The sequence below is a fragment of the Streptomyces sp. NPDC107562 genome (assembly GCF_055657325.1).
In genome coordinates, this window is record NZ_JBVKBE010000011.1 from 25,932 (window position 1) to 43,608 (window position 17,677).

The 17,677-nt window shown below is 67.7% G+C and carries 14 protein-coding genes and 6 pseudogenes; 9 read left to right on the forward strand and 11 right to left on the reverse strand.

Annotation, left to right across the window (positions count from 1 at the left end; translation table 11 throughout):
- Nucleotides 1–633 precede the first annotated feature (633 nt).
- Nucleotides 634–1,269 (reverse strand): TetR/AcrR family transcriptional regulator, encoded by a 636-nt coding sequence (locus tag ACZ7LV_RS26865; protein WP_471942880.1) that lies wholly within the window; start codon nt 1,267–1,269, stop codon nt 634–636.
- Between the two features lie 424 nt (nt 1,270–1,693).
- On the opposite strand from ACZ7LV_RS26865, the gene ACZ7LV_RS26870 reads away from it, so the two are divergent.
- Nucleotides 1,694–3,481: a CocE/NonD family hydrolase gene (locus ACZ7LV_RS26870; RefSeq protein ID WP_471942882.1), complete on the forward strand. Its 1,788-nt coding sequence runs from the start codon at nt 1,694–1,696 to the stop codon at nt 3,479–3,481.
- Between the two features lie 145 nt (nt 3,482–3,626).
- Nucleotides 3,627–4,889, forward strand: a complete 1,263-nt coding sequence (locus ACZ7LV_RS26875) for an MFS transporter (protein WP_471942884.1) — start codon at nt 3,627–3,629, stop codon at nt 4,887–4,889.
- Between the two features lie 354 nt (nt 4,890–5,243).
- Here the strand turns inward: ACZ7LV_RS26875 and ACZ7LV_RS26880 are convergent, their stop codons facing one another.
- The 6 genes and pseudogenes from ACZ7LV_RS26880 to ACZ7LV_RS26905 all read right to left on the reverse strand — a co-directional run.
- Complete coding sequence (locus ACZ7LV_RS26880; protein WP_471942886.1) at nt 5,244–5,420, reverse strand: hypothetical protein; 177 nt, start codon at nt 5,418–5,420, stop codon at nt 5,244–5,246.
- A gap of 151 nt (nt 5,421–5,571) precedes the next feature.
- Nucleotides 5,572–6,231 carry a dihydrofolate reductase family protein gene (locus tag ACZ7LV_RS26885; protein WP_471942888.1) on the reverse strand — a complete coding sequence of 220 codons (660 nt, stop codon included), beginning with the start codon at nt 6,229–6,231 and terminating at the stop codon, nt 5,572–5,574.
- Nucleotides 6,232–6,290: 59 nt separating this feature from the next.
- Entirely contained in the window at nt 6,291–7,013 is a 723-nt protein-coding gene (locus ACZ7LV_RS26890) for a helix-turn-helix domain-containing protein (protein ID WP_471942890.1), read from the reverse strand.
- 129 nt (nt 7,014–7,142) lie between these two features.
- Nucleotides 7,143–7,688, reverse strand: a pseudogene (locus ACZ7LV_RS26895) (transposase); the annotation flags it as partial.
- Nucleotides 7,658–8,770 (reverse strand): annotated as a pseudogene (locus ACZ7LV_RS26900) (IS630 family transposase). The pseudogenes ACZ7LV_RS26895 and ACZ7LV_RS26900, both read right to left, overlap by 31 nt.
- Before the next feature lie 112 nt (nt 8,771–8,882).
- A pseudogene (locus ACZ7LV_RS26905) lies at nt 8,883–9,214 on the reverse strand (ATP-binding protein); the annotation flags it as partial.
- A gap of 1,036 nt (nt 9,215–10,250) precedes the next feature.
- On the opposite strand from ACZ7LV_RS26905, the pseudogene ACZ7LV_RS26910 reads away from it, so the two are divergent.
- Nucleotides 10,251–11,346, forward strand: a pseudogene (locus ACZ7LV_RS26910) (IS701 family transposase); the annotation flags it as partial.
- 33 nt (nt 11,347–11,379) lie between these two features.
- Nucleotides 11,380–11,649: a transposase gene (locus ACZ7LV_RS26915; RefSeq protein ID WP_471943204.1), complete on the forward strand. Its 270-nt coding sequence runs from the start codon at nt 11,380–11,382 to the stop codon at nt 11,647–11,649.
- Nucleotides 11,650–11,697: 48 nt separating this feature from the next.
- Here ACZ7LV_RS26915 and ACZ7LV_RS26920 read toward each other — a convergent pair.
- Nucleotides 11,698–11,904, reverse strand: a pseudogene (locus tag ACZ7LV_RS26920) (transposase); the annotation flags it as partial.
- A gap of 55 nt (nt 11,905–11,959) precedes the next feature.
- The gene (locus ACZ7LV_RS26925; RefSeq protein WP_471942892.1) at nt 11,960–12,871 is read right to left on the reverse strand and encodes a hypothetical protein; all 912 of its coding nucleotides are present in this window, start codon (nt 12,869–12,871) and stop codon (nt 11,960–11,962) included.
- 230 nt (nt 12,872–13,101) lie between these two features.
- Here ACZ7LV_RS26925 and ACZ7LV_RS26930 point away from each other — a divergent pair, with 230 nt between their 5' ends.
- Both ACZ7LV_RS26930 and ACZ7LV_RS26935 read left to right on the forward strand, forming a co-directional pair.
- A complete protein-coding gene (locus ACZ7LV_RS26930) occupies nt 13,102–13,575 on the forward strand; it encodes a hypothetical protein (RefSeq protein WP_471942894.1) in 474 nt (157 codons plus the stop codon).
- Nucleotides 13,553–13,945: a helicase associated domain-containing protein gene (locus tag ACZ7LV_RS26935; RefSeq protein WP_471942896.1), complete on the forward strand. Its 393-nt coding sequence runs from the start codon at nt 13,553–13,555 to the stop codon at nt 13,943–13,945. Before ACZ7LV_RS26930 ends, ACZ7LV_RS26935 begins: the two co-directional genes overlap by 23 nt.
- Nucleotides 13,946–14,567: 622 nt before the next feature.
- Here ACZ7LV_RS26935 and ACZ7LV_RS26940 read toward each other — a convergent pair.
- Together ACZ7LV_RS26940 and ACZ7LV_RS26945 are read right to left on the reverse strand one after the other, a co-directional pair.
- The gene (locus tag ACZ7LV_RS26940) at nt 14,568–14,960 is read right to left on the reverse strand and encodes a hypothetical protein (protein ID WP_471942898.1); all 393 of its coding nucleotides are present in this window, start codon (nt 14,958–14,960) and stop codon (nt 14,568–14,570) included.
- 16 nt (nt 14,961–14,976) lie between these two features.
- Nucleotides 14,977–15,596: pseudogene (locus ACZ7LV_RS26945) on the reverse strand (transposase family protein); the annotation flags it as partial.
- A 155-nt stretch (nt 15,597–15,751) separates the two neighbouring features.
- On the opposite strand from ACZ7LV_RS26945, the gene ACZ7LV_RS26950 reads away from it, so the two are divergent.
- From ACZ7LV_RS26950 to ACZ7LV_RS26960, 3 genes are all read left to right on the forward strand, one after another.
- Nucleotides 15,752–16,438 (forward strand): hypothetical protein, encoded by a 687-nt coding sequence (locus ACZ7LV_RS26950; protein WP_471943206.1) that lies wholly within the window; start codon nt 15,752–15,754, stop codon nt 16,436–16,438.
- A 332-nt stretch (nt 16,439–16,770) separates the two neighbouring features.
- On the forward strand, nt 16,771–17,184 hold the full coding sequence (locus ACZ7LV_RS26955) for a DnaB-like helicase C-terminal domain-containing protein (protein ID WP_471943208.1): 414 nt from the start codon (nt 16,771–16,773) through the stop codon (nt 17,182–17,184).
- A 5-nt stretch (nt 17,185–17,189) separates the two neighbouring features.
- The gene (locus ACZ7LV_RS26960; protein ID WP_471943210.1) at nt 17,190–17,621 is read left to right on the forward strand and encodes a DnaB-like helicase C-terminal domain-containing protein; all 432 of its coding nucleotides are present in this window, start codon (nt 17,190–17,192) and stop codon (nt 17,619–17,621) included.
- Nucleotides 17,622–17,677 lie beyond the last annotated feature (56 nt).

Genomic DNA, 17,677 nt, shown 5'->3' on the forward strand with positions numbered 1-17,677 from the left:
CGGCGATCTGTGCCGCCTGCAACTCCGGCACAACGCCACTGTCCAAGCCGCAGGTGCACCGAACCACAGCGCATCCAGTCGGCTCGTACTCGACCCATCCACCCCGATGGGTCTTGTTCCGGGTAACGCCATGCAGGACCGTAGCGTGCTCCACCATGCCGCCCATGCTCATCGTCCGGGCACGGTCTGCCAACGCCACGCCTGCCGAATGGCCGAATCACCGCCGTCCGCAGCGAAACGATACGAAGTCTCCAGTCGGCCAGTCGAACCTCGCTAAGCCTGTGAATGGTCAGGCTGACCGGTTAGTCGCCAGGTCATCCGCGTGCTCGCCGGTCACCAGGTGGACAACGCGCTGCGCGACCAAGACGGCGTGGTCGGCGAACCGCCCACAGCTTCGATGAGATGGCGGCGGTCGCGCTCCCGGTTGTCGGCGATTTCTGCCGGGGAGTGTCGGCGGCTCCAGTGGACCTCTCCCCTGCGGATCCAGTAGGGCGCCTGGCATGGAAGCGCCCAGTTGCCGACGAAGGTGCCAAGGTGACGCTTTTGCCGTCGTAGGTGGAGGACCACTGAGCCGGTGACAGCGGTGTCATGACCTCGTGGCCGCAAGCGCACAGCGGGCCTCGGCAACCGATGTCAGTGGCCGGTGTGACCGCGCAGGCAGTCGATGAGGGTGTCGAGTGACGCTTCAAGCACGACGGTGTCGCGGCGGGCCTGAGTCAGCAGCAGGCCGCCCTGGACCGTTGCGAGCAGTGCGTGGGCGAAGCGTTCGGGCTCCACCCAGTCGGGCAGTTCGCCGCGTCTCCGCATCGCGCGCAGGCCCTCCCGCAGCGCGTGCGTCCAACGGTCGAAGCCTGCCATGAGGTCCGCCCGTACCTCCGGAGCGGACCGGGACAGCTCGCTGGTCAGGCTGCCCATCGGGCAGCCCTGCTGGTTGCGCCCGTCCCGGTGGATGCTCACGACCACGTCGCGCCACGCCTCCAGGGCCTCCATGCTGTCGAGGTTGGCGAGCAGTGGCCTCTGCACCCCGAGCACGCTGTCGCACTGGTGGTCGATGACGGCGCGGACGAGGCCGTGCTTGTCCCCGAAGTAGTAGTAGATCTGCGAGGCGCTCACCGCGGCGGCAGCCTGCACGTCCTCGATCCTGGTGCTGGCGACGCCGTGTTCGTACATCAGGGCGGCGGCTTCGGAGACAATGCGCCGGCGCGTCTCCTGCCCCTTGCGCGTGAGGCGCTGGCCGCTTGCGTGTTTCTCGACGGATGCTGTTGCCATGAGGACAGACTAGTCATTTTGCAGTGATCACTGCAAAGTATTCCGTCGTCGGCCGGGAGGCTCCGGGATCGTCCGCCCTCATGTCGTGCCGGCCGCTGGGATCACTTTCGACCTGTGTTCCTTCCTTGTGTGGTGAGGGTGGTGGGGTGGGGCCACCCGAGTCGCCATCCTGGGCAGTACCACCAGTTCGTGAGGCGCGTCTCGTTCCTCCCTTCCGCGGACGCCTTCGAGCATGTCGCCGCCACCTCCGGGAGCATGTACGAAGTACTGGTCGGGGAGGTTGAGTGGCCTTTTCGGAGGCCGTCCGGCGTGGACGCCCCGGCTTCTGTAGTTGTAATTCTATTTTTTAGTGGCCACCATCGGGAGATCGCATCACATGAGGGGCCCATGGACTGGGCCACGCGCCGAAACGAAGGTGACCTGCATGGCCCAGCACAAGACCGAGATACGGGACGGCATGCGCGTCGAGTGGGACGTGCCCATCCCGATGGAGGACGGCGTGGTCCTGCGTGCCGACGTCTTCCGCCCCGTGGCCGGGGGGCACTACCCGGTGATCATGAACCACGGCCCGTACGCCAAGGGCATGGCGTTCCAGGAGGGCTTCTCGATGATGTGGGAGCCGCTCGTCGAGGAGTACCCGGAGATCCTGGAGGGCTCCACGAACGCGTACCAGAACTGGGAGACCGTCGACCCCGAGCGCTGGGTGCCCGACGGCTACGTGGTGGTTCGGGTGGACTCGCGCGGTGCGGGCCGCTCGCCCGGGTTCCTGGACATCTTCTCGCCGCGCGAGACCCGCGACTACGCCGCCTGCATCGAGTGGGCGGGCACGCAGTCATGGAGCAACGGCAAGGTCGGACTGCTCGGCGTCTCCTACTACGCGATCAGCCAGTGGCTCGTCGCGGCTCAGCAGCCGCCGCACCTCGCTGCGATCATCCCCTGGGAGGGTGCGAACGACTCCTACCGTGAGTTCACCCACCACGGGGGTCTGCTCAACACGTTCGTCTCCAAGTGGTACCCGGGCCAGGTGCGGGTCGCCCAGCACGGCCTCGGCGACCGCGGCCTGCGCAATCCGCACACCGGCGAGACGATCGCCGGCCCCGAGACCCTGACCGAGGAGGAACTGGCCGCCAACCGCCGGGACTCCGCCGCCGACCTGCTGGCCCACCCGCTCGCCGACGAGTTCTACGCCGAGCGTTCGGCTGACCTGACGAAGATCACTGTGCCGCTGCTGTCGGCCGCCAACTGGGCGCACGGCCTGCACAGCCGTGGCGGCTTCGAGGGCTGGGCGCAGGCGTCGTCGGAGCAGAAGTGGCTGGAGGTGCACGGCCTCGGCCACGTCACCGAGTTCTACACCGCGCACGGCCTGGATCTACAGAAGCGCTTCTTCGGCCACTTCCTGAAGGGCGAGGACACCGGCTGGGACCGGCAGCCGCCGGTCGAACTCAACGTCCGGCACGTCGACGGCAGCTTCGAACTGCGCGCCGAGCGGGAATGGCCGCTACCACGCACCGAGTGGACGAAGTTCTACCTGCACCTCGCTGACGGCTCGCTGTCCACCGAGGCCCCCACCGGCCGGAACACCGCCGCCTTCGAGGCCCTGGGCGAGGGACTGACCTTCACCACCGAGCCCTTCAGCGAGCAGACCGAGATCACCGGCCCGGCCGCGGCGCGACTCGTGGCCGCCTCCAGCACCACCGACGCCGACCTCTTCCTCACTCTGCGCGTCCTTGACCCGGGGGGCCGCGACGTCCGCTTCGTCAGCGCACTGGACCCGGCCGGCGTCGTCGCCCACGGCTGGCTGCGCGCCTCGCACCGCGCCCTCGACGCCGAGCGGTCCCTGCCGTACCGCCCCTGGCACCCGCACGACCACCTGGACCCGCTGACCCCGGGTGGGGCCGTCCCCCTGGACATCGAGATCTGGCCGACGTCGGTGGTCGTCCCGGCCGGCTACCGCCTCGCCGTGACCGTCCAGGGCCGCGACTTCGAGTTCTCCGGTGACGGCCCCTGGCCGACCTCGTACGGCGTGGAAATGAAGGGACACGCCATCTTCCTGCACGACGACCCCGACGACCGTCCCTCCGACGTCTTCGGTGGCATCACGACCCTCGTCTCCGGCGGCGACGAGCCGTCCTACCTGCTCCTCCCGGTCGTCCCCCGCGACCCCGGGCACCCTGGGGGCGTCCGCCGCGGCCCGTTCCCCGCACGCCGCTGACCCCCTGACGTCCCGGCCCCCGTGCGGCCGTGTCGACCGCGCGGCGACGAGCCGTGGACAGGCCCCCCATCGCGACCCTGCCCGCCGTCAGGGGCCGGCACCGCCGGCACGGCCCCTACGGCGGGCAGGCAGAAAGGCATGACCCATGACCACGCATCCGCCCGCCACCAGCACCGCGGACACCCCCTCGCCCGCTCACCACGCCGCCGGACGCCGGGCTGTCCTGTCCCCGCGCGCCGGGCTGTGGGCCGTGACCACCGCCTTCACCGCGCTGATGGCGTTCGGTACAGTCCCCACCCCGCTCTGGCCCCTTTACCAGGTACGCAACCACTTCGGCCCGACCAGCGTCACCCTCGCCTTCGCCGCGATGGTCGTCGGCGCGGCCGTCACCTTCCCCACCCTGGGACACCTGTCCGACCGCGTGGGCCGCCGCAGAGTCGTCGTGCCCTCGCTGCTGCTCGGCGTCGTGGCCGCCGTCGTCATGTCGGTGTGGCCGAGCCTGGCCGGGCTGCTCGCCGGCCGCTTCCTCACCGGCGTCAGCGTCGGGCTGATGGCCGCCACCGCCACCGCCTACGTCGCCGACCTCTACCGCGCCGCTCACCCGGACAGGGCAGACTCACCCGTCCCCGGGCTGATATCCACCGCCGCCAACCTGGGCGGTCTCGCGCTCGGTCCCCTAGTGGCCGGTGCCCTCGCCCAATGGTTCCCCTCCCCGCTGGTCACCCCCTACATCGTCTTCGCCGTCGTCATGGCCGCCGCGGGCCTGCTGGTCGTGTCGACCCCGGAGACCGTGACGGCCCACCCCACCCAGAAGACGCGCCCGGTCCGCTTCGCGCTGCGCCCCGGCCACCACGCCGCGTTCGGCGCCGCCTCCGCCGTCGGCTTTTTCGCCTTCGGCCTCATGGGCCTGTTCTCCTCCCTCGGCGCGATCATCGTGCGCGGTGAACTGGGCATCACCTCGCAGTTCACCATCGGGCTCGTCCCGTTCACCGCGTTCGCCGCGTCCGCCGCCGCGCAGCTGGCGCTCGGCAGGCTCACGCTGCCCCGACAGCTGGCAGTGGGCACCATCCTGTTCCCGGTGGGCCTCGCGCTGACCGCGCTGTCGCTCTACCAGCCGGTCCTCTGGCTCGTGCTGGTGGCCGCCGGCCTGTCCGGTGCGGGCGCGGGCCTGCTGTTCAAGGGCTCGGTCACCCAGAGCGCCATCGCCGCCGCTCCCGCCTCTCGTGCGGGCGTCCTGGCCGTCTTCTTCATCATCGCCTACATCGGCATGGGCCTGCCCTCGGTGACCTTCAGCCTGTTGATCCAGCACACCCCGCTGAGGACCACCATGATCGGCTTCGCCGCCGTGCTCTCGGCCGGCACCATCGCCGCAGTCACCACCGCCGTCCGTACCGGCCGCAAGCCGTAGGCTGCCCCCCTCCTGCCGTACGACCGGACAGCGGCCCAAGTCCCGGCACCACGCGTGAGCGGGCATGTTCCGCGCATCTTCGACGGCTGAAAAAAGAACGCGTCCATGCGGTTCAGGAACGGCAGCCGGTCCCAGGCGAAGCCAGCCAGGTACAGCGGCATCCGGCTGGGGTCGCGAGGCGGGGCACATTCCCGCCCCAGCCAGGAGAATCAGGGCCTGCTCCCACATCGCCTCCAGCGCCCGGGTCCGGGTCGAGGCGAGGACGTCACGGTGGGGGCTACTCGCGTTGCAGCGGGGTTAAGAGTCCAGCCCCTCAGGGAGTCCTTCGGGCCGCGGGTCTGGGGGAATCACACGTCATGGCCAGGAGACCAGCACGCGGCCGGTGTCGTCGGCGAGAGTGACGCGGGCGTCGGGCATGCTGCCGTACTTTCCGGCCCACCGCCGGAACTTGTCGTCGCGCAGTCTCCTCACTCCCCCGTGCTGCACCGGCCAGCCGTGAGCAGAGAGCAGCAGCTCATACTGCCACCCCACGATCTGCGCCCCATCGCACCCGGACAGCGGGGACCTCCGCTCCATCCGGGGCCTGGGGCGCGATGACTCCTGGTGCGCGGTGACTCCTGGTGTCCGCCCGAAGTCCCGAAAGCGTCACGGGGGAAGCGGAGGCCCCGGTCCTTCTGCCGCATCAGTCGAGGACCGTCACTGAGCGCCCTTCGTCCACAGTGTAGGCGCCTGCGGAGATCGCGCCGAAGCCCATGGGGCTGAGGGCCAGCGACACGACGCCGCCGGGCAGTACGCGTGAGCCGTTTCCGGCAGTTGCGAACGTCGCGGGCGTCGCTCCATCCGGGAACAGGCGCTTGCCCTTCCCGACGACGACGGGGAACTGGAGCAGCCGGTAGACGTCGACGAGCCCCGTGCGGTGCAGCGCCTGCACGAGATTCCAGCTCCCGTGGACCTGGAGCTCCTGGCCCGGAAGCTCCTTAAGGCGGCGCACCTCGTCGACCAGGTCACCACGCACGACCGTCGTCGGGCTCCAGTCGGCTTCCTCGTCGCTCAGCGTCGAGCTGACGACATACTTCGGCAGCGTGTTGAGCTTGGTGGCGATCAGGTCGCCGGGCTCGGTGACCTTCGACCAGTACCCGCCGAGCATACCGAAGCTCGTGCGGCCGAAGAGGAACGCACCGGCCTCGCGGAACCAGCCCTCGACGACCTCGTTGGTGTGCGCCGAGGCGTGCGGGACGAGCCACCCTCCGCGGTCGAAGCCGTCGGAGCGGTCCTCGTCGGGGGCTCCGGGCCCTTGCATGACGCCGTCGAGACTGATGAAGGTGTTGACGCTGAGCAGCACTGTTCTTCTCCGGGGTTCGGGTCGCGGACAGCCGGCCAGGGCAGGCCGGCAGGCCGACGCTAACTACCGGGCTCAGGGTGGGTCTTGTACAGGAACGACATCGCGGCATGGTCGCCCGCCTGCAGCTCGCGTGCGGTGCGCCCGACGTAGCGGCGTAGCGCATGTGCGAGGTGGGCCTGGTCGAAGTACCCGAGAGCCCCGACGACCGTGTGCCAGTCGTGGTCGGCGCGCAGCATCGTGGCTGCGGCGTTTGCGCGGTCGATCTGCGTTATGGCGGTTCGCGACAGTCCGGTGTGCGCGCGGTAGCGACGCTGAAGGGTACGTTCGCTCCGGCCGGCCTCGGGATGGTCGGCGACAGTTTCCTCGTCCCCGAGGAGAGGTCGAACGAGCAGGTTCGCGTCCAGCAGTCGCCGGACGAAGTGCTCAACGTTCTCGTAGGTCGGCGCCTCCCAGTCCCCGCCGCCGATGACGATCCTGCCCGAGTCCGTCACCGGGAACGGCACGTACCCGTCGATGACCGAGGCTGCGGGATACGGCCGAAGAACCGTGCCGAGTGCAAACCGGATCCCGAGAAACTCCGTGTCCGCCGGAACCGGCGCGGTGGTCGCCCTCGTCTCTGGCCCGCGCAGGCCGGCGACCAGGCGCCCCTGCGTCCGCGAGAGGATCAGATTCCAGCAGGTGCGCGCGGCGGACGTCATCGTGCTCTCGGCGTCACTGCGGGTGCGCCACACGCGGTCGACGACGCTCGTGTCCATCTCGGAGTCGCGATGTTCGAACCGCAAGGCCATGGCCTCCTTGGTCTTAGATCCGAGCAAGGCTTCGCCTGCTCACCCCCCCGGCCCCGACAGGCCACCGGCTGCTGACCAGAAGACCCTAGTCGCATCCACGCCATCAGTCAGCGACACAGCCCACGCAGCCACCGCCTGCGTCTCGCGCCAGGTGGGGGCGTTCGCGCCGGTGAGGCGTCGGGTCATGACGGGGGTCATCGCCCAGTAGACGCGGGAGGCGGAGGAGGAGGGGCGGTGCTCGTAGTCGCGGACCAGGCGCCGGTGCAGTATCAGGATCCCGTAGGTCTGCTCGACCCTCCACCGTTTCGGCTGCGGCACGAACCCCTTGACCTGCGGGTTGCGTGCGACGATCTCGACGTCGATGCCCAGGCCGGCGCCGTGCATGACGACCTGGTTCTTGAAGCCCTGGTCGACCAGTGCTTTGCGGACGGTTCCGTCGGCGTGCTCGGCGACCTGGTCAAGCATGACGATGCCCGCGGCGTTGTCGTGGGTGTTCGCGGCGAGGACGACGACTGCGATGACCAGGCCGAGGACATCCACGGCCAGGCCGCGCTGGCGGCCGGGTACCCGCTTGGCCGGATCGTGGCCACTCGTGGAGGCAGGGACCCCGGCGGCCACGTGGACCCTCTGGGTGTCCATCACCACCGGGGTCGGGTCCTCTGCTGACCTTGTCGGATTAGCTTCGGGGTGCCGGGGTTGAGGGTCAGGCCGGTTTCGGTGAGGCAGCCGTCGATGAGTTCCGGGTGGCGCTGGATGTGGGCGAGGCCGCGGCGGAGGGTGCGGGTGAGGTGGTCAGAGTCGGTGAATGCGGTGTTGGCCATCGGGCCTCGCCGTATCAGGGACCAGACCCCATCCACCGGGTTCAAGTCCGGGCTTTAGGAGGGGAGCTGGACGATCGTGAGCCAGTCGTGGCCTGCGGCGTAGTCACGCAGGCCTGCGGTGCGGTGCGTGTTGAGATTGTCCCAGACGACGATGATCGGAGCGCCGAGCTGCAGGTGCGCGTGAACCAGGAGGTCGCGGTAGTCCTACCAGGCGAAGCTCTTGCGTGCACCCTTCAGCAAGGAGTGGAAACGGGGCCGGTAGATGATCCGAGACCTCTCGCCGGGCCGGTAGCAACACATCGCGGCGACCGAGATCCAGCGCCGGGAGCGTCCCCGCCCCCGGACCACGGGAGTCTGCCCGCGCGGGCCCCAGGTGCGGGCGCGTGGCGGCGTCATCGCGAACCCGGCCTCGTCCTCGAAGACGATCCAGGCCCCGAGCGCCGCCGCGGTGCCCACCTGCGGCCACACGTCCTTCTTCCATAGCCCGACGGTGTGTTCGTCGCGTTCGAGCGCGCGTCGGGCCGGGCTCTGCCAGGACCAGCCGTGGCTGCGCAGGAGCCGCCAGACCCCCGCGATGGAGCAACTGACCTGGAACTGGCGTCCGATCAGCGTTCTGACACGCTCCAGCGTCCACCGCTGATCTTCCCAGCCATGCGCGGCCGGACCTTTGGCCCGCTCCATTTCCAGCACGGCGAACCGCTCGTCCGACAGCTTCGGCAGTTTCGTGGGTCCCTTCGACTTAAGACCCTCAATGCCGCCTTCACGCCAGTTGCGGCGCCATTGCTCCACCGAACGCTCGCTCACCCGCAGGTCCTTGGCGATGACCGAATTCCTGTCTCCTCGAGCGAACCTACGCCCGGCCTCCAACCGGATCACCTCACGCGCAGCCCGCCGCTCAGCAGTCAGGCCCCCACCATCCGCGTACCGCATAACACCGGCACACCGCAGGGATCACCCAACGTCACCACCCGAAGGCAACCCGAAAAGGTCAGTAGCAGGTGTCCGAGTCACCGAGCGGGCAGAGGGACAGCCCCTTGATCTATTCACACTCGGCGACGATGGAGATCATGGCCGCGTCGATATTCGGGTTCCCCTCGAAGTCGAACTTGCGAAGCGACTTGTCGCGGGGGAAGCCGGCGGCCTTGATGCGGCGCTTTAAGCGGCGGTAGGCGCGGTCGTGGCACTTGGCCAACGAGAGCTTGGCGAGGAACCTAGGTAGGAGATCTGCTCGCGTTCGGCCTTATCGGCCACTTCGGGGAACTGGAACCGGATGGTGGGCAGTCGCAGCATGCGGCATGCCTGATCGACGGCGGTGGTGGCTGCCTCTCGGTAAGTCTTTTCTAGCGGAGAACGGACACGGCTTTTTTCCTCTATGGCGGGGCACCTGGACGGCATCGTGCCGCTGGCATGGCCAATGTCGCGCCCAGTTCCCCCAGCGGGCTGGCCGCATGAACGGGCCTGACGAGAGTGGCAACAGCGGCCGCCGCGGCCACGAGGGTGCTAGGGATGCGCACAGGTGGTCCCTCCAGGAAGGTCCGAACTAAACGTGATCTTCCAAGCGGGACAGCATGCGCCACAGCAGGCTGTGGCAGACGGGTTCACTCCTGAGCGTGAAGTCGCACCACTGCCAGGCAACCTCCGCCCAAGACCGCGCACGACGAGGACGACGACATGCACCCGAGGTGTCGGTCCAGACGGTGGCCACTACCGGCCGCACGGGGTGGGAACGGATGTTGCCGTCCTATGAGGACAACTTCGTTGCGGCCAGGAGATGATGTGTCCAGCAAAAAGTTGAAGGAGGAAAGAATGAGGAAGTGCTTGGGCAGCCTGTTCTTCGCGGCTGTCGCCACCACAGTGTTCGCGACAGCTCCTGGAGTGCAGGCGGCGCCCGGAGGACCGGTTCCCATCCAGCCCACAGGTGCCCCGGAGTCGTTGAGAACGACTTTCTACTGTGGGTCGGCAGACACATGGACGGTCTGCAGCTGGACTGCAAGCGATTTCCCCGCCGAAAAGGTTTGGCTCCCCGGAGGCTCACCGAGTGCTCACCTTCTGGTCAACAACCACGCAGCCGGAGGGGAAGCCTGTCGCATCATCGTCAACGGAGGTCGCTTCGACGCAAGGTATGTAGACGCCTCATACAACCTATGGACATGGATGGGTAACACAGGGCCCGAACCGGTGGTCCAACTCGAGTGCATCCGCCGGAGCCAAAGCGGAGACGCAGGGATCGGAGGCTACATGCAGTTCAACCCTTAGTACTCAAGCAGGATTTCGCTGTCTGACCTGGTCTTTTCGCCGGGTGGCGGGAATGTAGCGGGACTTCGATCGTGCGGGGGCGGTCTCATGGAGACCGCCCCTCGATCGTGCGACAACGTCGCAGGTAGTGACAGCGACGGGGCAGCCTCCGAGGGTGATCACCGCGTCTGCCGCCGCGCAGTGGGACCTCGAACTGGACGATCTCTTCCTGACCATTGGGCACCGCTTCGGCCGAGTCGAGCTCCGCCGCCGCATGCGGGACTACGTGCGCGGGCTGCTCGCCCCGGTGGCCCGCAAGAACAGCTGGCCGAACAGGTCGGCCACCGCACTCCCGCCGGCCTGCAGCACCTCCTCGCCGGATCGAAGTGGGAGCCCGATGGCATCCGCGACGACCTGCAGGATTACGTCGCCGGCAAACTCGGCGAGGCCGACGGCGTCCTGATCATCGACGACACCGGGTTCATCAAGAAGGGCACCACCTCCGCCGGCGTCCAGCGCCAGTACTCCGGAACCGTCGGCCGCACCGAGAACTGCCAGATCGGCGTGTTCGCCGCCTACCCTCCGCCCGTGGCCGGGCTCTGGTCGACCGCGAGCTCTACCTCCCCAAGTCCTGGGCCGAGGACCGGGAACGCCGCACCGCAAGGGTCCCCGACGAGCGGGAGTTCGCCACCAAAGGCGAACTGGCCCGGCACATGGTGCTGCGAGCCCTGGCCTCGCCGCTGCCCATCGCGTGGGTCACCGCAGATTCCGCCTACGGTCAGGACAACCGGTTCCACCGGCTGCTGGAGCAGTCTGGTGTCGGTTATGTACTGGCCGTCCCCAAATCCCAGTGTAGCGTGGGCTGTTCACGGATCGAGGGCCTGTTCGCGCAGGCCCCGGACGAAGCGTGGGAGAAGATCTCTTGCGGCGACGGCGCGAAGGGACCCCGCGTCTACCACTGGCCAGCGGTGCGGCTGCCGGCCGTCGCCGAATTCGACTAGAAGGGCGAGGTCCCTCACCGGATGCGGTGGGCACTGGCCCGGCGCAGCATCAGCAAGCCCGACGAGATCGCCTACTACCTCGCCTACGCACCCCTTCAGGTCACCGTGCAGGAGCTGGTGCGGGTCGCCGGGGCACGCTTGGCGATCGAGGAGTGCTTCCAGGCTGCGAAGAACGAGTGCGGCCTGGACCAGTACGAGGTCCACCGCTACGTGGGCTGGTATCGGCACATCACTTTGGCCATGCTCGCTCACGCTTTCCTGGCCGCTACGGCACACCAGTCCTGGGAAAAGGGGGCGGAACAGGTGAGACACCCGGGGGCATCGGGCTCACAGTGGCGGAGGTTCGGCAAGACGGTCACCGCTGTAGCCCGGGAGCTCGAGATCAGCTCGGAGTCCCTGCGCGGCTGGTACCGCCGGGCGAAGGCGGACCGGGGCGAGGGCGAGTCCGGTGAGCTGACCAGTGCCGAGCGCGAGGAACTCAAGCGGCTACGCAAGGAGGTCCGCGAACAGCAGCAGACGATCGAGATCCTGAAAAAAGCGACGGCCTTCTTCGTGAAGGAGAACGACCGGTGAGCGAGCGGTTGATCCATGCGGAGAAGGCGACGTACCCGATCGTCCTGCTGTGCCGGGTGCTGAAGGTCGCCCGCTCCTCCTACTACGCCTAAACCGTTCCGGCAGATCCCGCCATTGCACCCCCGTACGGACCCGGTACAGCACCCCGTTGATCACCCGGCGGTGATCACTCCACCGGCCCCCACGCGCACCACCGCGAGGTAAGAACGACTCCAGCCGATCCCACTCCACGTTCGTCAGATCTCCACGTCCCATGCAGTCAGCCTGCCCCCAACACCCCCCTCACGGAAGGAGATCCGAGAAACAGTGCCTAGCTGGAAGGTGGGTCCATTTCATCGTGGCGTGCCTGTATGCGCGCGATGACGCGCTCCTGTCCCAGCCTCTTGGCCTGGCGGAGCTTGGCTTCGGCAGCGAGCATGGGGACCCAGAGCAACCAGCCCCAGAGACTGAAGTCCAGCACTCCCGTCCACACCAGCGCCTTGTTCAGTCCGAACGATGCAACGAAGGTCAGCACATACGTTTCGACCCGGTGCGCGAGAAGCAGGCGCAGCGGTGCGTTCCTGGCCCCCTGCAGCAGTTCAACCGCCGCAGCAAGTTCAGCAGCCCGGAGATCCTCTCCTGTGTCCTGGCTGGACTCGCCACGAGCAGCTCGTCGCAGCGCGTCGGTGACCAGCACGCTCTGCTCCGCTGTGGCCGCCTGCTGAGCTTGCCCTCGCGCAGCGGCTACCTTCAGGTCGTCCCAATAGCCCCGCCCGGCCCAGCCCGTCGCATCATCGACTCGCTCGCGCTCAGCGGACCCGGGCGGCGCCAGCTCTTCGATTCTCTCTCGCAGAAGTACCGCGCGGCGCGCCCGTCCCGGGTATTCGAACGAGTCCGAGCGAAGGCACAGCTCCAAGTACGACACCAAAAGTCCGAGGTCGTCCGGTGCCAGTGCGAGGCCCTCGCGATACGCGGCCTCAGCCTCACGGTCATGGTCCTCCTCGTCCTCCGCGGCGTGTGCCTGCCCCAGCCAGCGAAAGAGAACCGGATCCGGACCGACCTCCCCAAGCCCCGCCTCAGCCGCTGCTCTCACGGCTGCATAGCCGCCCACCGCGAAGAGCTCTGAGCACCGCTCCACATACTGCTGCCGTTCCACGTTCCGTTCCCACCCCAAGCCGTCAGAGCCAGCACCATCTGACGTACTCGCCACTGCTGTCAATGCGAGCACCTTGGTGGAGGTCATCATCCTCAGCATCGCCCTCACTGCCGGCGGGGCTCATCACCGCTCCCCGGCAGGGATAGCAACGCTGTGGCAGCGCGGCCCCGCTCGTCGGAAGTCCTCGACGTCTCACCATGCACGAGCTCGTGAGCCGTCTGGGAATGTTGCTGAGAACTGGCAGCAGGCAGTCGTGTCGGAACATTGGTGACGTCGAGCAAATGTTGACCGTAGGCTTTCGGCGAAGGGCAGGTGCGGTGGACATCACGGTGCAGTGGGTCAAGACGTCGTGGACGAAGCAGTCCCGGGGCGGGGAGGCCGCTGCCCGCAGGAACGCGGCGTCGGTCGGGTTCTCGTTGCCTCAGGTGCCCTCTGGGTTTGCCCACTTCGTCCAGATAGCTGAGCGTGATGGTTTCGAGCCGCGTTCGAGCCAGAAAGACCTTCGCGAGGTCGGTGTCAGCCTGCGGAACGAGGGTGATCGGCTCCGAGTGCTCGCTCGTGTGGAGCCGCTCTTCGGGTTGCCACCTCGGCCGCGCAGGCCGCCGTCAGTTCGACTGCTTCCCGGACAGTGGGTCCGCTGGCAGTTGAACTACCGGTTCACCAGCGCCCTGGGAATCCGGGGGTGGTCGTACTGGCTCGACACGTTCAACATCGCTTACGGCCCCGTCGACCGAAATGTCTTCCTGTCGGAGCCAACCATGATCGTCGATGAACGCGGGCCCGTTCGATAGACCAGGCGGACTGCGCCGTCGCGGAGTGGGTGTCGTTCAACGTGATCGACACCGAGAAGCAAGACTGGGCACGCAGCTGGCGAAGCTCAAGACGTACGCCGAGCGGGAGGGGCACACACGGGTTCCCTACGGACACCGGTCGGGCGGGTACCCGCTTGGGCAGTGGGTCGCGGAGCAGCGCCGGCAGTGCGCCCGACACCCAGTCTCAGCAAGACAGGTCGTCGGTGCGTTCTGGGGGCTCGTTTTCTGGGTCACCCTGTCCCTGGAAACCAGCGACATCACGCTCATCTTCTCGGCCTTCGCCGCCCTCTTCACACTCGTCGCGTTCAACGAGCGACGCAGAAGGAAGCAGTCCGATCTGACGCAGTGAAGCAAAGCCCCTCCGACGCCCCGGCGTCGACCAGGGGCTGCCGATCGGCTCACATCGGCACGGGATGGTCGTTGCACGGTCCGGGTGGTGCCAGCGTGTTGGCCGGTTCTCTTACAGACCGCGACATGGGCCCGGCGTGCTGGCGGGGCCCAGTTCGCGGTCGGTGGTAGTGGTCAGTTGCAGCAGTCGCAGCCAGGCCGACAGGCGCAGGCAACCGCCTCGGCACCGGCAGCGGGAGGCAACGATGGCAGCAACGTCACCATCCGGGACAGTGACGGTCGAATCACTCGCACCACCGTCATCGCTAATGGCCCTAACAAGAGGTATGGGGTCCAGCGCTGGGATGAGAGTGGAAACAAGACGCTGAGCCTTTTCCAACCTCAGGTTGAGGCGTGGTGAAGGACGAGAACGGTCTTCACGAGGGCGGTGATCCGGTTGGTGCTGCAGCGGAGCTTTCGCAGGAGGCGCCAGCTTCTGAAGGTGGCCATGGCCTGTTCGCCGATGCATCGGATCTTGGCGTGGCTGCTGTGGCGGAGGCGTACTGGTCGGCGGCCGCGCCCGCGCGGAGACGACGGGCCGTTTCCGGTGACACGCACCGGGGACGGGCCCCTCGCCAGTTTGTTCAGGAAGCCCGGATCGCCCGGTCGATCTCCGCGCCGGTACGGGCCATGACGACGGGCCACTCCTCCCTGAGGGAGGCGGGCAGAAGCTCGCGGTCCTCGTCCCGCTGGATCATGGTCGGCCCGCCCGGGACGACGAGCACGGCATCCAGCCGTTGCAGCAGAACGGCCAGGAGATCCATGATCCCGTCCCCTCCGAAACGGTTGAAGGTGATGCCGGTCGGGTTGTTGAAGTACACACCCGCCTCCTCCCCCTCCGCCGTACTCATCAGCAGGAAGTCCGTCCCGGGGTCCCGCACCACCGCATAGGGGCCGAGGACCTCGTGTGCGGCCCTCATGTCCAGCGGCGCCGGCTCACCGTTCTCGAACCGGCACACGAAGATGTCAAAACTCATGGAGCCCTTTCTCACCTCAGGTTGAGGCGTGGTGAAGGACCACGACGGCCTTCACGAGGGCGGTGATCCGGTTGGTGCTGCAGCGGAGCTTTCGCAGAAGGCGCCGGCCCTTCAGGGTGGCCATGGCCTGTTCGCCGAGACAGCGGATCTTGGCGTGGGTGCTGTTGTTTGAGCCGACGGCCCCTGAACGGCACCCGGACGGGGGCCCGGCGCCCTGGTAAGCCTTGTCCGCCCAGCACTTCACGTCGCCTCGGTGAGTGCGTCGATGATGCCGTGGCGCCGGGAGGCGGTCAGGTCATGGGTCGATCCGGGCAATGCCGGTGAGGCCCACAGCAGTCGGCCGAACGGGTCGGTGAGAACCTGGACGTTCATGCCGTGGCCTTGTGTTTTCCGGAGTAGTACGGGGTGTCAGCGGCGATCCGGTCGATCGGCAGCAGGGTGCCGTCCAGGATCACGAAGGTTCGCCCGTACGGTCTTCATCGCCTCGGTCAAGGTCGGCGCGGCGGCGGCCAGGACGTCGATCACCTCACGTATGTACCGGTACACGGTCGCGACGCCGATGCCGAACCCGGCGGCGAGCCGCGCGTAGGTGTCCCCGCACCGCAGGTGGGCGAGGACGAGCAGGGCCTGACGGCCGACGATCACTCCTTCTCATCGCGGCGCCGCGGTCATGTACCGCAACCCTTCAGTCAGTTTATGGCTGAGACGCGCCGCACCTGACGAAAGCCTGGATGGAGGGGGTATCTCTACTACACACAACGGGACGGGATGGCTTCGGGGAGTTGACCCTGGTGCAACTGTGGCGGAGACGTCCTCACGTACCCGGGTCTCGGCACTCGCAGCGACAGCAGGCTGTCTCCGAACTTCGGGCACAAGGCCGCTACGGTCCCGAACTGCGCGACGTCCTGCCCGGCTTCCTCGGCCTGGTTCTGGCCGTGCTCGTCCCCACCCTGCTGCTTGCCTGGCTCTACCGCGCGCTCGGCGTCAGCGGCTTGGTGCTCGGCGCCGTTCTCCTGGCGGCCGCTGCAACTGTGGGCTTCCGTCTACGTGAACCGATCGCCCGCCGACGCGGCGGCCACTACACCGCAGCGGAGCTGGCCCGGCTCGATACCCCCGGCCTCGCGGTCGCGATCGAGCGGATGTTGCGGCGCGACGGCTGGCACGTAGTCGATCTGAGCGCGCGGGAGGGGCGGCCGCGCCTGTATGCCCGGGACCACGGGGGCCGCGAACTCGACGTCGCCTTCCGCCTGGTCACAACAGCGGACGAGGACGAGGTGGCGAGCGGCCCGGCTCCCTTACGGGAGGCAGGGCGACCCGGCGTCGACCGCCTGATCCGGGTCGTCGTCCACCTCGGCACCTTCAGCGACGCGGACGTGCTCTGGGCCTCCCGCCAAGGCGGGGTCAAGCTCCTCGACGGTCGCCAGCTACAGCGCTGGGCGGGCGGCGCGACATTGGACCACCTAGGCCTTCCCAGCTGAATTTCTGCAGCAGATTCTCCCACGCGTAACCGAGTTACAGTCGTCGCGATCGTTCCCCTCCTGACCTGCGGAAACTATAGAAACGGGCCGCAATTTCGCCGATTCGGACACTGTCGAGCGCATTGCTGACCAGGCACAGGCAGAGATCTTCGCCGCCACCACCCGACGCCCCCCTTTCCCGCCGGCCAGTCCGCTCGACGACGTCATGGAAGAAACCCTGGACTGGATCGAGGCGACCAGCGGCCGCAACGCAACTCTGCCCGGCGTAGCCACCGTGCTACGACCTGGACTCCCTCACCGGCGGACTCACCCTGGCCAGCTCATCGTCATCGCTGCTCGCCCCCCCCATGGGCAAGTCCACCCTTGCCCATGACTTCGTCCGCTGCGCCAGCATGAAGCACGCCCTCTCCGGCGGCGTGTACTCTCTGGAAGCCGACCGCAACGAGATCGGCATGCGCCTGCTCGCCGCCGAAGCCCGCGTCGCACGACACCACATGCGCTCCGGCATCATGGCCGGTGAGGACTGGACCCGCCTCGCCCGGCGGATGCCCGCCGTCAGCGCCGCCCCCATCTACATCCAGGACGGCGCCTCTTCCCATGTCCACGACCTCGCGTTCACTGCCGCAACCTGCGGGCCAAGGCAGATGCCCAGCTCATCGTCGTCGACGCCGTTCACCTCCTCACCTAAGGAACCAGGCCGCTCGCCTCGCGCTACGAAGAGATCTCCGAGATCGCCCGTTGCCTGAAACTCCTGGTCAAGGAGCTCCGTGTACCAATCGTCTCGATCTCCACCCTCAACCGCAGCCCTGAGCAGCGCACCGACAAGGAGCCGATGATCAACGACCTTCGGGACCGCTGGCGCCTTGAGGACAACGCCGGCGTCGTGATCCTCCTGCACCGAGAGGACGCCTACGAGAAGGACACGCCCAGTGCCGGCGAGGCCTATTCATCATCGCCAAGCATCGCCACGGCCCCAACGCGACCGTCACTGTCGCCTTCCAGGACCACTACTCCCGCTTCGTTGACATGGCCAGCCATAGCCCGGACATGCGGGTTCTCAAATCGCGTGTTGAAATCTCGCGGCCGATATCGGATCCATGTCGGATACCACGCCGACCGTGAGACCACCCAGGTCAGTACCGGCGGCCCGAGCCACCCGGCGCGGGCCATCAAGGTGACGTAGCCCTCGCGTCCCGAACGGCGCGCCGGGGGGGTGGTAGCGACGGACGCCTCCGCACT